Source organism: Streptomyces sp. NPDC041191 (assembly GCF_055591945.1).
Genome location: NZ_JBVIZC010000006.1, coordinates 146,506 through 161,360, shown reverse-complemented (window position 1 = coordinate 161,360; position 14,855 = coordinate 146,506). Strand labels below are relative to the sequence as shown.

The following is a 14,855-nucleotide window of genomic DNA, read 5'->3' as shown; positions in this document are numbered from 1 at the left end:
AGCATGGACAGCACAGCCACCAACCCGTTCGAGGACGCCACCGGCGTGTACCTCGTGCTGCGCAACGCCGCCGGTCAGTACTCCCTGTGGCCGGCGTCCGCCGCCGTGCCCGCCGGATGGCACACCGACTTCGGCCCCGGAGCGCGGACGGCCTGCGCCGAGCACATCGAGAAGAACTGGACAGACCTGGGCCCCGTTCACCCGGGCGCCGTGGCGGGAGAACTGGCCTCATGACCGAACAACTCGAACGCTTCGACGCCCTCGTCCGGGGGGCGGCACCGGCGACCGGTCTCCTCGGCCGGTTCGCGGAACAGGTCGCCCGTGCCCCCGGGGCGCCGGCGCTGGTCGCCGGGGACACCGTCGTGACGTACGGCGAGCTCGACGCCCGGGCCGACGGGGTGGCGCGCCGGCTGACCGACCGGGGCATCGGGGCGGAGGACATCGTCGGGATCCTCCTGCCCACCTCCCCCGACCTGGTCGCCGCGCTCCTCGGCACCCTCAGGGCCGGGGCGATGTACCTGCCGCTGGACCCCCACTACCCGCCGGACCGGCTCGCCTACATGGTGGCCGACGCCGCGCCCCGGGCGCTGATCACCACCCGGGAGGCGGAGGCCGGCTTCGACGAGCTGACCGGGGTCGACACGGGCGCGGTGCTGTACCTGGACCGGCGGGAGGACCGGCGGGAGGACCCGCGGGTCCCGGCTCCGGCCGGCACCGCCGGCCCGGACTTCGACCCGGACCGCGGCGCCTACACCATCTACACCTCGGGCTCGACGGGGCGCCCCAAGGGGGTCGTCGTCACGCACCGCTCGCTCGCGAACTTCCTGGACTGCCTGACCGACCGGTTCGGGGTGCACCCGGGTGACGTCGTCCTCTCCACCACCTCGATCTCCTTCGACATCGCCGGACTGGAGCTGTACCTGCCGCTGGTGAACGGTGCCGCGGTGCACCTGGTGCCGCGGGAGACCACCGTGGACGGCGTGGCGCTGCGCCGGTACCTGGCCGCGGCCGGGCCCACGCTGGTGCAGGGGACCCCGGCGCTGTGGCAGCTGCTGCGGGAGGCCGACTGGAGCCCGGCCGAACTTCCCGGTACGGCGCGGCTGCTGTGCGGCGGCGAGGCGCTGCCGCAGGACCTCGCCGACTTCCTCGCCTCGGGCACCGCCTCGGTGTGGAACCTCTACGGCCCGACCGAGACCACCATCTGGTCGCTCCTGGCGCCGGTGACCGCCGGGGAGCCCGTCACCATCGGACGCCCGCTGTGGAACACCGGGGTCCACGTCCTGGACGACCGCCTGGCGCCGGTGGCGCGGGGCGGGACGGGCGAGCTCTACCTCTCCGGGGACGGCCTGGCCCGCGGCTACCGCGGACGCGGCGCGCTGACCGCCGAGCGGTTCGTGGCCTGCCCGTTCGGCGCCCCCGGAAGCCGCATGTACCGCACCGGGGACCTGGTGCGGCAGCGTGCCGACGGCACGCTGGACTTCGTCGGCCGGACCGACGAGCAGGTGAAGATCCGCGGCTACCGCGTCGAGCTCGGCGAGATCGAGGCGGCGCTGCGCCGGCTTCCCCAGGTGGCCCAGGCGCGCGTGATCATGCGCGAGGACGTCTCGGGCGTGGCCCAGCTGACCGGGTACGTCGTACCGGCGGGCGGCCACAGCCCCACGGCCGACGAGCTGCGCCACGCCCTCGGCGCCTGGCTCCCGGCGCACATGGTGCCGTCCGGCATCGGGATCCTCGACCGCTTCCCGCTGACTCCGGCGGGCAAGATCGACCGCAAGGCGCTGCCGGCGGCGACCCGCTCCGGCACCGGGTCGGGCCGGGCTCCGGCCACCCCGCAGGAGCGGGTGCTGGCCGGGCTGTTCGGCGAGGTGCTGGGGCTCGACGACGTCGGTGCCGACGACAGCTTCTTCGACCGCGGCGGCAACTCGCTCGCCGCCAACCGCCTCGTCGCCCGCGTCCGCGGCGAACTCGGCGTCGAGATACCCATCCGGGCCGTCTTCGACGAGCCCACCCCGGCCGCCCTCGCCCTGCTGCTCACCGGAGCCGAGCGGGCCCGCCCCGCCCTGCGTCCGATGGAGCGCGGCGCCTCGCTGCCGCTGTCGTACGCCCAGCAGCGCCTGTACTTCCTCCACCGGATGGAGGGCCCCAGCGCCACCTACAACATGCCCGTCGCGGTACGGCTGACCGGAGAGCTCGACATCGCGGCGCTGCGCGCGGCCGTCGTCCACCTCCTGCAGCGGCACGAAAGCCTGCGCACCCGGTTCGCGGACGGGCCCCTCGGCGCCGAACAGGTGGTGGTGGCCGGCTCCGACGCCGCCGTGGCCGCCGCCGCCGACATCTCCGTGCACGAGGTCACGGACCAGGAGCTGCCCGTCGCCATCGAGATGGCGGTGGGACACCTCTTCGACCTCACCACCGACGTCCCGGTCCGCGTCGACCTGTTCCGCACCGGCGAACACGAGCACGTGCTGCTGCTGTGCATCCACCACATCGCCAGCGACGGCTGGTCGCTGGTCCCGCTGGTGCGCGACCTGTGCGACGCGTACACCGCCCACCGCGCGGGCACGGCTCCCACGACGCCGCCGCTGGAGGTCCAGTACGCCGACTACACCCTGTGGCAGCGCGAACTCCTCGGTTCGGCCGACGACGCGGACAGCCTCATGACGCGGCAGCTCGCCTACTGGCGCGCACAGCTCGACGGCGCGCCGGAGCTGCTGGAGCTGCCCACCGACCGTCCGCGCCCCGTCACGGCGACCTACCGGGGCGACGTGATGCCCTTCGAGGTGCCGGCCCCGCTCGCGGACCGGCTGACGGAGCTGGCCAAGCGGGAGGGCGTCAGCCTGTTCATGGTGCTCCAGGCGGCCACGGCGACGTTGCTGACCAAGCTGGGCGCCGGCACCGACATCCCCCTGGGCAGCGCCCTCGCCGGACGCGCCGACCGTGCCGTCGACGACAACGTCGGTTTCTTCGTCAACACCCTGGTGCTGCGCACCGACACCTCGGGCGATCCGGCCTTCACCGACCTGCTGGCCCGGGTCAGGACCGCCAACCTGGCCGCGTACGAGAACCAGGACCTGCCGTTCGAGTACCTCGTCGAGGTGCTGAACCCGACCCGCGGCACCAGCCACCACCCGCTGTTCCAGGTCATGCTGGTGCTGCAGAACAACGCGGCCCCGCAGTGGCGCCTCGGTGAGCCGGCGGCGGCGCTCGAGGTGGTGCCGACCCGCACCTCGAAGTTCGACCTGACCTTCGAACTGACCGAGCGGTTCACCGCGGCCGGCCGGCCGGACGGGCTCAGCGGTGAGATCGAGTACGCGACCGACCTGTTCGACCGGTCCACGGCCGAGGCCCTGGGCGAACGGCTGCTGCGGGTGCTGTGGTCGGTGGCCGACGACCCGGCGCGTCCGCTGGCGTCCATCGACGTCCTGGGCGCGGCCGAGCGGCGCACGATCCTGCGGGAGTGGAACGACACCGGCCTGGAACTGTCCGGTGCGACCTATCCGCGGCTGCTGGCCGATCAGGTGGCCCGCACCCCCGACGCCGTCGCGCTCGTCCACGAGGACACGGAGCTGACCTTCGCCGAGCTGGACCGCCGGTCGAACCGGATCGCCCACTGGCTGATCTCCCGCGGCGTCGGCCGTGACGACGTGGTCGGGCTCGCGATGCGGCGCGGTCCCGAACTGCTGTGCGCGCTGCTCGGCATCCTCAAGGCCGGCGGCGTGTACCTGCCGCTCGACCCGGACTATCCGCCGGACCGCCTCGCCTTCATGATCGAGGACAGCGCTCCCGTCATGCTCCTGACCACGAGCGACGTCGTCGCGAAGCTGACCGACGGGGCGCGGCGGCTGCCGCGCCTGGAGTTCGACGCCCCGGACACGGCGGGCGAGCTGGCGCGGCACCGCTCCGACGCGCCGACGGACGCGGACCGCCGCGCGCCGCTGCGCCCGGACGACCTGGCGTACGTCATCTACACCTCCGGCTCCACCGGGCGCCCCAAGGGCGTCGCCGTCACGCACCGGGGCATCCCCAACCTCGCCCACAGCTACCTCGAGCGGTTCCGGCTCGAACCGGGCTCGCGGTTCCTGCAGTTCTCCTCGATCAACTTCGACCCGACGTTCTGCGAGCTGTGCTGCACCCTGCTCGCCGGCGCGACCGTCGTGCTCACCTCGCCCGACGAGCTGCTCTCCGCCGACCGGCAGCGTGCGGTGACGGCCCGGTACCGGCCGACGCACGTCACCTTCTCGCCCACCATCCTCAGCGGGATGTCCCCGGACGCGCTCGCGGACTGCGGCAACGTGATGGTCGCCGGTGAGGCGTGCCCGCCCGCGCTGGCCGCCGCCTGGGCGCCGGGCCGCCGGATGATCAACGCGTACGGGCCGACCGAGGCCACCGTCGACACCCTGTACTGGGAGTGCGGCAGCGGCCCGGACGGCTTCGAGGACGCGTCGGTGCCGGTGGGCCGCCCGCTGAGCAACACCGAGGTGTACATCCTCGACGCCGCGCTGCGCCCGGTGCCGCCCGGCGTCACCGGCGAGCTGTACATCAGCGGTGACGGCCTGGCCCGCGGCTATCTCGGCAGGCCGGCCCTGACCGCCGAGCGGTTCGTGGCCTGCCCCTTCGGTGCCCCCGGCAGCCGCATGTACCGCACCGGAGACCTGGCGCGCTGGCGCGCGAACGGTGCGGCCGGCGTGGTGGACTTCGTCGGCCGCGCCGACGACCAGGTCAAGATCCGCGGGATGCGCATCGAGCTCGGCGAGATCGACGCGGTCCTGAAGGACCACCGGGAGGTGGCGCAGTCCGCCGTCGTCGTCCGCGAGGACACCCCCGGCCATCAGCAGCTCGTCGGCTACGTGGTCCCCCGGGCGCACGGCGGGACCCGCGACATCGAGCACGTCGACAAGTGGCACCAGATCCACGAGCAGGGGTACAGCGAGCAGCGCGACCTCGGCGCCGAGCAGGACTTCACCGGCTGGAACTCCAGCTACGACAACGAGCCGCTGCCGCTGGAGCACATGACCGAGTGGCAGGAGGCCACGGTCCGGCGCATCCTCGACCTGCGGCCCGACAGAGTGCTGGAGGTCGGGGTCGGTTCCGGCCTGATCCTCCGGCCGGTCGCACCGCACTGCACCGCCTACACCGGCGTGGACTTCTCCGACGCCCTGATCCGGACCCTCGGCGGGGCGATCGCGGGCGGCGACCTGCGCGACCGGGTCGAGCTGCACACCCTGGCCGCCCACGAGGTCGGCGCGCTGGCGCCCGCCCGCTTCGACACCGTGGTGATCAACTCGGTGGCGCAGTACTTCCCCAGCGTCGACTACCTGGTCGACGTCGTGCGCCGGACCACGGAGATGCTCGTTCCCGGCGGGCGGATCGTGCTGGGCGACATCCGCAACCTGCGGCTGCTGCGGGCCTTCGTCACCGCCATCGTCCTGCACGACGGCGCGTACGCCGACGACTCGCCGGCCACGGTGCGGGACATCGTCGCCCACCAGCAGGAGCTGGAGAGCGAGCTGCTGCTCGACCCGGCCTTCTTCGCCCGGATCGGCGACCTGGTCCCGGACATCGCCGGTGTGGACGTACAGCTCAAGCGGGGGTCCTTCCGCAACGAGCTGACGGACTTCCGCTACGACGTGGTCCTGCACAAGCGGGGAGCGGACCTGCTGTCCCTCGCCGACGTGCCCGCGCGCGGGTGGAGCAGCGCCGAGGACGTCGAGGCCCACCTGGCCACGGCCCGGCCCCGGGCGCTGCGCGTCACCGGCGTCCCCAACGGCCGGGTGACGGCACAGGTGGCGACCGCGCGGCGGGTGGCTTCCGGAACCGGCGCTTCCGTACGCGGCCTGTCCGAGGCCGCCGGCGTACGGCCCGGGGTCGACCCCGAGACCCTGTGCGGGATCGGCGCCGGGCTCGGCTACACCGTGCACCCGACGTGGACCGACACCGAGGAGGGCGACCGGTTCGACGTGGTGTTCCTCGCCGACGGGCGGGCCCCGGGGCAGGGACTGACCGATGTGTTCCTGGCCTCGGACGAGGACGGGCGTCCGCCGCGGCAGCTCGCCAACGACCCCCAGGCCGCCGATCGCGGCCTCGGCCTCGCCACCGAACTGCGCCGCCACGCGGCACGACGGCTGCCGGACCACATGGTGCCCGCCGCCGTCGTCGTACTGGACGCGTTGCCGTTGACGCCCAACGGCAAGCTGGACATCCGGCGGCTGCCCGCACCCGAGTTCGGCTCCCGGACGGGACGCCCTCCGGCCACGCCGCGGGAAGTGGCGATGGCGGCGCTCTTCGCCGACGTCCTCGGCCTGGCGGCGGTCGGCGCCGACGACCGCTTCTTCGACCTCGGCGGCGACAGCATCCGGTCCATCCAACTCGTCAGCAGGGCGCGCGCGGAGGGCTTCCGGATCACCCCGCGCGACGTGTTCCACGAGCAGACGGTCGAGGCCCTGGTGGCCCGGGCCGCCCAGCACGCCGAGGCGCACCCGGCGGACGACGGCGCGGTCGTGGACGTCGACGCCTGGGAGAAGATCCTGCGGACTCCCGACCCGGCCTACCCGGTGTCCGGCGCCTCGCCCGGCGTGGCCCGGGGGCGCCTCACCCGGCGCGTCACCGGCGAGGACGCCGAGCGGCTGCTGACCGACCTGCCGCGCCTGTACCACTGCGGCCCCGAACACATCGCGGTGGCCGCGCTCGCTCCGGTGCTCGTCGAGTGGCGCCGTACGCGACTGCCCGAAGCCGGCGCCTGGCTGCGGCTCGACCTGGCCACGGCGGACTCCCCGGCCGCGCACCCGGTGCGTCTCAATCCGGGCACCCCGGACCTGGACAAGGCCCTGGCCGAACCGCGCGAGCTGGCCCGTGTGCTGAAGCGGGTCAAGGAGCAGGTACGCGCCGTACCGGAAGCCGGCCGGAACTACTCCGCGCTGCTCGCCGACCCCGCGGCCGCGCGGCGGCTGTCCCCGTACGGGGCTTCGCACGTGCGCTTCCGGGTGATGCCCGCCGGTGCGGACCGTGCCGACGGCGACGCGCGCTTCGGGGACGGCGGTACGGAACCCGCCCTCGCCGTCGACGTCCGGCCGGCCGGTGACGGCAAGGCTCTGGAGACCGTCTGGTCCTGGGACGCCACCCGGTTCACCGAAGCCGCCGTGGGGGCGCTCGCCGACCGGTGGGTGACCTTCCTGAGCGCACTGGCCGGCCTCGCGGAGCATCCGGAGCTCGGCGGGCTGACCCCTTCGGACGTCCCTTGGGTCGACGTCAAGCAGTCGGCCCTCAACCAGCTGGAGACCGACTACCCCGGCCTCTGCGACGTCCTGCCGCTCACCCCGCTCCAGCAGGGCTTCCTGCTGTACAGCGCCGCCGACCACCACGGCCCCGACCCCTATCAGCGGCAGAGCCTGTTCGACCTGGACGGGCCGCTGGACACCGAGCGGCTGCGAGGGGCGGCGCACGCGCTCCTGACGAGACACCCCAACCTGCGCGCCGGCTTCACCCACAGGGGCCTCCAGGCGCCGGTGCAGGTGGTGCGGGAACAGGTGGAGGTCCCGTGGACCGTGCACGACCTGTCCCGGCTCGCACCGGCGGAGCAGGAGCGCCGGGAGGCGGAGATCCTCGCCGCGGACCAGGGCCGGCGGTTCGACCTGTCGGCGCCCGTGCTGATGCGCTTCACCCTGCTGCGCCTCGGACCGGAGCGGCACCGGCTGCTCGTCGGGGACCACCACATCCTGCTCGACGGCTGGTCGAACTCGCTGGTGTGGCGGGAGCTGTTCGCCCTGTACCGCGGCGAGCGGCTGCCGGCGGCGCCGCCCTTCCGCGACTACCTGGCGTGGCTCGCGTCGTGCGACCGCGAGACCGCGGTGTCGGCCTGGCGGAGCTATCTGGCGGGCGTCGACGGCCCGTCCAGGGTCCACGCCGGCAAGCCGGCGCCGGACGTCCCGCTGCGCGCCACGGACGTCACACTGACGCCGGAGCTGACCGGTTCGCTGCGGCAGCGGTGCGCCCGGGCCGGGGTGACCCTCAACACGGCCCTCCAGACGGCGTGGGGCATCGCGCTCGGCCGTCTCACCGGGCGCGACGACGTGCTGTTCGGCAACACCGTCTCCGAGCGGCCGGCCGAACTCGACGGCGCCGAGTCCATGGTCGGGCTGCTGCTCAACACCGTGCCGCTGCGCGTGCGCGTCCAGCCGGGCGAGCCCGTCGGCACGACCATGGCCCGGGTGCAGGAGTCGCAGCTGGACATCTTCCCGCACCGCTCCCTCGAGCTCACCGAGATCCAGCGGATCTTCGGGGCGGGCGAACTGTTCGACGCCTGCTACGTGTTCCAGAGCTACCCCGCGGATTCCCTCGACGAGAGCGGCGCCGACGGTCTGCGGGTGCGCGAGCGGGCGCAGGACGGAGCGGGCATTCCGCATTACCCGCTCAGCATCACGGTGACCCCGGACCGGGACATCACGTTCACCGTCGGATACCACCCCGGGGTGTTCGACGACGACCGGATCGACGAGATCAAGGAATCCATCATCGGTACGCTCGAAACGATCGCGGCAGGGGACAACGGATGAAGAACTTCCTGACGATGGTCCGTGGACTTCCGTTCGCGATGAAGGTCCTCCTGGCCTCCGCCGCCGCGCGGAGCCTGAGTTCCTTCGCGATCCTGGCCTACATGCCCATCTACCTGTACGACACGGTGGGCATGGACGGCGCCACCATCGGCTACGTGATCGGCGGCAGCGTACTGGTCGGCACGCTGGCGGGCGTCTACGGCGGCTATCTCGCGGACCGGTTCAGAAAAATCGATCTGGTGATCGCGCTGGACATCGCGATCATCCTGTTCAATCTCAGCCTGACGGTGTTCCACGATCCGGTCGCCGTCACGGTCATCCTGCTGATGACCAACGTCGCCTCCTGGTCGATGGGCGTCGCCGGCAGTGCCCTGCTCTCCGAACTGGTGCCGGCCGAGAACCGCGTCAAGGTGTTTTCCCTGCGGTATTCGCTGCAGAACATCGGTGCGGCGGTGGGCCCCTTCCTGGGCATCGCCGCGCTCACGCTCGGTTCCGGCGGGCCGTTCTTCCTCAGCGTCGTCGTCATCGGCGCCTCCCTGGTGCCTCTGGTGATTTTCCGCCAACGGTTCCTGCCCGCCGGCACCGGTACGACGACACCGGCCGGGGAAACGGAGCAGAGCGCGGAGAAGCAGGACGAGGAAGAGACCCCCAAGTTCCGCGACGTGCTGAAGGTGATGGGGGCGGACCGGCGTCTGACCTACTTCACCATCGGTGGAATTCTCAGCATCGTGGTGTACGGGCCCCTCCTGACCTTCATGTCGCAGTACCTCGTCCTGGTGGAGGACCGCGACACCGCCTACAGGCTGGTCGCCTACATTTCCGCCGCCAACGCCATCACGGTCATCGGCGCCCAGTACGCCCTCGGCAGCCGCCTGAAGCAGGACAACCTCCTGAAGTGGCTGACCGTCGGGATCGGCGCCTTCGTCATCGGGCTGGTCGCGATGTCGCTGTCCACGAACGCGGCCGTCATCGTCGCCGCCGTGGTGGTCTTCAGCCTCGGCGAGGTCGTCCTGGTGCCCGCCGAGTTCACGTTCATCGACTCCATCGCCCCCGACAACCTGCGCGGCAGCTATTTCGGGGCACAGAATCTCATCCACATCGGCATCGCCCTGGGGCCGATCCTCTGCGGCTTCCTGCTCCAGCACTTCGTGCCGGCCGCGATGTTCTACGTCCTGATCGCCGTCGTGATGGCCAGCTGGTGGTTCTACGTCATCGGCTGCCGGGCCACGAAAGCCCATAGCGCACCAGTGCCGGCGGGCGCGGAAGCAGTGAAGGCGGGGAACCAGGGATGAGCTTCGAGGAAATCACGCAGAAGACGTACTGCCCCTTCGCCAAGCCGTCGAAGCTGGGACCCGGGATCACCATTCCGACCGATGACGTCGAGAACGAGCTGGCGCGGCACCGCGACCTCATCTCGGACTTCTTCCGCACGGCCGAAGAACGCTCGCTCGACGGCATGATCATCACCTTCGAGGAGCCGACGCTCGGCACCACGCTGGACGCGCTGGTGGATCTCACCCGACGCTTCTACACCACGCTTACCCGGATGTTCCCGAGCGTGTACATTCCCGACGATCCGCAGCCCGATGAACGCTGGTACGCGATGATCGAGGGCGAACTGTTCTTCCTGGTCTCCTTCGCCCCCTGCTACCCGGAGACATCGCCGCGGTACAGCCACGGCGACCAGCGGACCTACTTCCTGCTGCAACCCGTCAGCACTTTCGAGCGGAACGCCAAGTTCATCGAACGGCAGCGCACGGGAATCCAACGCGCTTTCGCCGCGGTCGGCAAACCGTACGACGTGCGGCTGGCCACCATGGAGAACGACATGTTCAAGGCCGTCATGCCGATCGCCCCTCTCGACCGTCACATTCCATGGTGGGTCCCCGAGGGCAGTACGGCGGAAGAACAGCAGGACCGCCTCCCGCACACCGGCCTTTAAAAGGCCGACACCCCACATCCGACACCCCGAGTAAGGCGCCCATGAGCCAGTACCGCGGAATCCTGAACTACGACCTCTCCGCCGACGACATAGCCTCCCTCGAACAGCTGCTCTCCGACCCGCACGTGGCACAGAGCGACCCCGGCGAGCAGGCGTTCTACGACAACGCCTGGGAGCTGGTGTCGAAGGTCCCGACCGGTCTTCGCCGGGCCCTGGAGGATTTCCGGCGCAACGACGCGGCCGCCGGCTTCCTGCTGCGCGGCTTCGGCGTCGACGACGAGGCCGTCGGCCCGACACCCGGCACCTGGGCCGAGGCCGCCGCCGCCGGACGCACCCGCCGGGAAGAGCTCTTCCTCGGGTTGATGGGACAGTGCCTCGGCGAAGTGTTCAGCTGGCCCACGCTGCAGTCCGGACGGATGATCCAGAACGTGCTGCCCATCGCCGGCGAAGAAGGCGAGCAGAACGGACACGGCAGCGACGTGCTCCTCGAATGGCACACCGAGGACGCGTTCCACCCCTACCGCTGCGACTACCTGGCCCTCTTCGGCATCCGCAACCACGACCGGGTTCCGACGACGCTGGCTTCGGTCCAGGAGGTGGAACTGTCGGCGGACACGCGACGGGTGCTGTCCGCACCGCGTTTCTACATCCTGCCCGACGACGAGCACCTGCGGCAGCTCGCCGTTCAGCGGCCCAACGACCCCGGACTGCTGCGGATGCGCGCGATGCGGGACAACCCCGAGCCCGTCGCCGTGCTCTTCGGCGCCGAGGACGCTCCGTACCTGCGCATCGACCCGTTCTTCATGCGCTGCGTCGACGGCGACCACGAAGCGGAAGTGGCGCTCAAGGAGCTGGTGACGGAGCTGGAGCGGGTGCAGCAGGACGTGGTGGTGGAAGCGGGCAGCCTGCTGATCGTCGACAACTACCTCGCCGTGCACGGCCGTCGCGCGTTCACGGCACGCTACGACGGGGCCGACCGCTGGCTGCAGAAGGCGGTCGTCGCACGCGACCTCCGCAAGTCCCGATCCGCGCGGGAGTCCGCCGCGGGACGCCTCCTGGGCTGACCCGGATGCCCGGGACCAGAGGCTCCGTCCGTTCCCGGACGGAGCCTCCGCCGCGCCACGTGCCCTCCCGGACGCGCTGCTCGACGCGGCCCGGCGCCCGCGTTCACGGCCCCGCGCCCCGAGACGGCAGAAAGCCGCACCGGAGGCGCTCTTCGCAGCGGTCGAACAGGCACGGGGCGCCTCGACGCGGCGGCCGTGACCGGAACGCCACACAGGCAACCCCTGTCCGGCCGCCGAAGAACTCAGACGTTGAAGCGGAACTCCACGACGTCCCCGTCCTGCATCACGTACTCCTTGCCCTCCATGCGCGCCTTGCCGGCCGCGCGGGCGTCGGCGACCGAGCCCGTCTCCACGAGGTCGGCGAAGGAGATGACCTCGGCCTTGATGAAGCCCTTCTGGAAGTCGGTGTGGATGACACCGGCCGCCTCGGGGGCCGTCGCGCCCTTCTTGATGGTCCAGGCGCGGGACTCCTTGGGGCCGGCCGTCAGGTAGGTCTGGAGGCCCAGGGTGTCGAAGCCGACGCGGGCGAGGGTGGCGAGGCCGGGCTCCTCGGCGCCGACGGACTGGAGGAGCTCCATGGCGTCCTCCTCGTCCAGCTCCGCGAGGTCCTGCTCCAGCTTGGCGTTGAGGAAGATCGCCTCCGCCGGGGCGACCAGGGCGCTCTGCTCCGCCTTGAAGGCGTCGTCGGTCAGCTCGTCCTCGTCCACGTTGAAGACGTAGAGGAACGGCTTCGCGGTGAGCAGGTGCAGGTCGTGGAGGAGTTCCGCCTTCTCCGAGCCCTGGACGACGCCCTGCGAGAAGAGGGTGTCGCCGCGCTCCAGGATCGCCTGGGCCGCCTCGACCGCGGCGACCTTCGGCGCCACGTCCTTCTTGATCCGGGACTCCTTCTGGAGGCGCGGCAGGACCTTCTCGATCGTCTGGAGGTCCGCGAGGATCAGCTCCGTGTTGATCGTCTCGATGTCGTCCTTCGGCGAGACCTTGCCGTCGACGTGGACGACGTTCTCGTCCTTGAAGGCGCGGATGACCTGGCAGATGGCGTCCGACTCGCGGATGTTCGCCAGGAACTTGTTGCCCAGGCCCTCGCCCTCGCTCGCGCCGCGCACGATGCCCGCGATGTCGACGAAGTCGACCGTCGCCGGGAGGACGCGCTGCGAGCCGAAGATCTCCGCGAGCTTGGCGAGGCGGGCGTCGGGGACGCCGACGACGCCGACGTTGGGCTCGATCGTGGCGAACGGGTAGTTGGCCGCCAGTACGTCGTTCTTGGTCAGGGCGTTGAACAGGGTCGACTTGCCGACATTCGGCAGACCGACGATTCCGATCGTGAGCGACACGGTGGCGACTTCCTGAAGTGTGGACGGGGGGCCGGTCCCCCAGTTTACGGGCGGGGCGAACCGGCCGGTGACGTCGGCCTTCGGCCGTTCTCGGGCGCAAGGTCGCCCAAAGCGCGTGTCCCGGACCCGGTTCCCGCCCCCCGCCGACCTACGTTGGTCGGATGGAGCAGCACAGGACAAGCCGGCCCCAAGGGCGCAGACGGCCGAAATCCCCCGGCAAACCGCCCGTCGCCCCGCCGCCCGCCGCACCGCACGCCGCCCCCTCCGGTCCGCTCGCGGAGGGCGCCCCCGCGCACCGCGCGACCCGCGGTGCCGGGCGGGCCCCCGGTGGTGCCCGCGCCGAACGGGGCGGATCCCCCGGCGTTCCCGGCGCTCCCGGCCGCATCCCGGACCGCGCCCCCGCCCGGCGGCCCGGCGGCCGGCCCGTGCCTCCCGTCGTCCTCGCCCTGCGGCGGCTCCCCGCGCCCCGGCTCACCGGTCTCGGCGCGGGGCTCTTCGCCTCGGCCGTCATGCTGGCAGCCGGTCTGCTCGACCTGCTGCTCCTCGACGCCTCCCCCGTCGCCTACGGGCTGGTGTTCCTGCTGGTCAGCGCCCTGACCGCGCTCTGGGTCCGTACCGCCGACCTGGTCACCGCCCCCATCGGCGTCCCCATCGCCTTCGCCGTCGGCATCGTCCCCGTCGCAGGCGGCACGGGCGGCCTCGGCAGCCAGGCCATGGCCGTCGTGACCGCCCTGGCCGTCCAGGCGGGATGGCTGTACGGCGGCACCCTGGTCGCCGGTGTCATCACGAGCGTCCGCAAGGTGCGGGACATGGGGCGGCGACAGCGGCGGCCCCGGCCGGGCCGGGGAGCGGCCGGCCCTCCGTCCCCGGCCTCGGCACCGGCACCGGCACCGAAGGGCGCGAAGGACGCGCAAGACGCGAAGGGTACGAAAACCACGAGGGCCGCCAAGGCCCGGTGAGCCGGGCGCACGGGTGGGCCGGGCACGCCGATGGGCCCGGCCCACCGGTGCGCCGGGGGCCGGGCATCCGTTGCGCCGAACGGGCCGGGGGCCGGGCATCCGTTGCGCCGGACGATCCGCAGTCCGGAAGCCGGGCGCGTCCGCCCCCCGCTCCCCGTCCTCGCCCCCGGCCCTTCCCCCTCAGGCTCCGGACGCCGCCCGCGCCGCCATCGCCGCCCCCACGATGCCCGCGTTGTTCTGGAGCTCCGCCGGGACGATCTCCGCGCGGACGCCCTCGATGAGCGGGAGGAACTTGTCCGCCTTGCGGCTGACGCCGCCGCCGATGATGAAGAGTTCCGGCGAGAACAGCATCTCCACGTGCTCCAGGTACTTCCGCACCCTGCGGGTCGCCCAGTGCTCCCAGGTGAGGTCCTCGTCCTCCTTGGCCTTCGTGGAGGCCCGCTTCTCCGCGTCGTGGCCCTTCAGTTCCAGGTGGCCCAGCTCCGTGTTGGGGACGAGCCGGCCGTCGACGAACAGGGCGGAGCCGATGCCCGTGCCGAGGGTCAGCATGATCACCGTGCCCTTGCGGCCCCGGCCCGCGCCGAAGGTCATCTCCGCGATCCCGGCCGCGTCCGCGTCGTTCAGGACGGTCACGGGGAGTCCCCCGAGGCGTTCACCGAGGAGCGCGCCCGCGTCGACGTCGATCCACGACTTGTCGACATTGGCGGCCGTACGGATCGTGGAGCCCGTCACCACGCCGGGGAAGGTCACTCCCACCGGTCCCGTCCAGCCGAAGTGCTCCACGACCTCCGCGACGCAGTCCGCCACCCCGTCGGGTGTGGAGGGCTGTGGAGTCAGTACCTTCTGGCGCTCCGCGGTGAGCGCGCCGCGCTCCAGGTCCACGGGAGCGCCCTTGATGCCCGAGCCGCCGATGTCCACTCCGAAGACGTTCATGGACCCACCGTAAAGGCTGGCGCGCCGAGTTACTCCTCGGTCCGGCCGCCCCGGCCGGTCCGCCCTCCCGCCGGGGG

The 14,855-nt window shown here is 72.1% G+C and carries 8 protein-coding genes; 6 read left to right on the top strand and 2 right to left on the bottom strand.

The genetic code is table 11. The annotated features are described in order from the left end of the window. The first annotated feature begins 3 nt into the window (after positions 1-3). The 5 genes from ACZ6AQ_RS14100 to gntD are packed head-to-tail and all read left to right on the top strand — an operon-like array spanning position 4 to position 11,555. Positions 4-234, top strand: a complete 231-nt coding sequence (locus tag ACZ6AQ_RS14100) for an MbtH family protein (protein ID WP_388693414.1) — start codon at positions 4-6, stop codon at positions 232-234. Then, positions 231-8,549, top strand: coding sequence for an amino acid adenylation domain-containing protein (locus ACZ6AQ_RS14095; protein ID WP_468760010.1), 8,319 nt, complete (start codon positions 231-233; stop codon positions 8,547-8,549). Before ACZ6AQ_RS14100 ends, ACZ6AQ_RS14095 begins: the two co-directional genes overlap by 4 nt. Next, on the top strand, positions 8,546-9,841 hold the full coding sequence (locus ACZ6AQ_RS14090) for an MFS transporter (protein WP_468760008.1): 1,296 nt from the start codon (positions 8,546-8,548) through the stop codon (positions 9,839-9,841). The genes ACZ6AQ_RS14095 and ACZ6AQ_RS14090 overlap by 4 nt, the downstream gene beginning before the upstream one ends. Next, positions 9,838-10,491, top strand: coding sequence for a hypothetical protein (locus ACZ6AQ_RS14085; protein WP_468760007.1), 654 nt, complete (start codon positions 9,838-9,840; stop codon positions 10,489-10,491). Before ACZ6AQ_RS14090 ends, ACZ6AQ_RS14085 begins: the two co-directional genes overlap by 4 nt. Positions 10,492-10,532: 41 nt before the next feature. Continuing rightward, a complete protein-coding gene (gene gntD, locus ACZ6AQ_RS14080; RefSeq protein ID WP_468760005.1) occupies positions 10,533-11,555 on the top strand; it encodes a guanitoxin biosynthesis L-enduracididine beta-hydroxylase GntD in 1,023 nt (340 codons plus the stop codon). A gap of 242 nt (positions 11,556-11,797) precedes the next feature. On the opposite strand, the gene ychF is transcribed toward gntD, so the two are convergent. Beyond that, the gene (gene ychF / locus ACZ6AQ_RS14075; protein ID WP_388693403.1) at positions 11,798-12,886 is read right to left on the bottom strand and encodes a redox-regulated ATPase YchF; all 1,089 of its coding nucleotides are present in this window, start codon (positions 12,884-12,886) and stop codon (positions 11,798-11,800) included. Positions 12,887-13,311: 425 nt separating this feature from the next. Between ychF and ACZ6AQ_RS14070 the strand changes: the two genes are divergently transcribed. After that, positions 13,312-13,845, top strand: coding sequence for a DUF6542 domain-containing protein (locus ACZ6AQ_RS14070; RefSeq protein ID WP_468760004.1), 534 nt, complete (start codon positions 13,312-13,314; stop codon positions 13,843-13,845). A 180-nt stretch (positions 13,846-14,025) separates the two neighbouring features. On the opposite strand, the gene ppgK is transcribed toward ACZ6AQ_RS14070, so the two are convergent. After that, complete coding sequence (ppgK, locus tag ACZ6AQ_RS14065; protein ID WP_388693399.1) at positions 14,026-14,778, bottom strand: polyphosphate--glucose phosphotransferase; 753 nt, start codon at positions 14,776-14,778, stop codon at positions 14,026-14,028. Positions 14,779-14,855 lie beyond the last annotated feature (77 nt).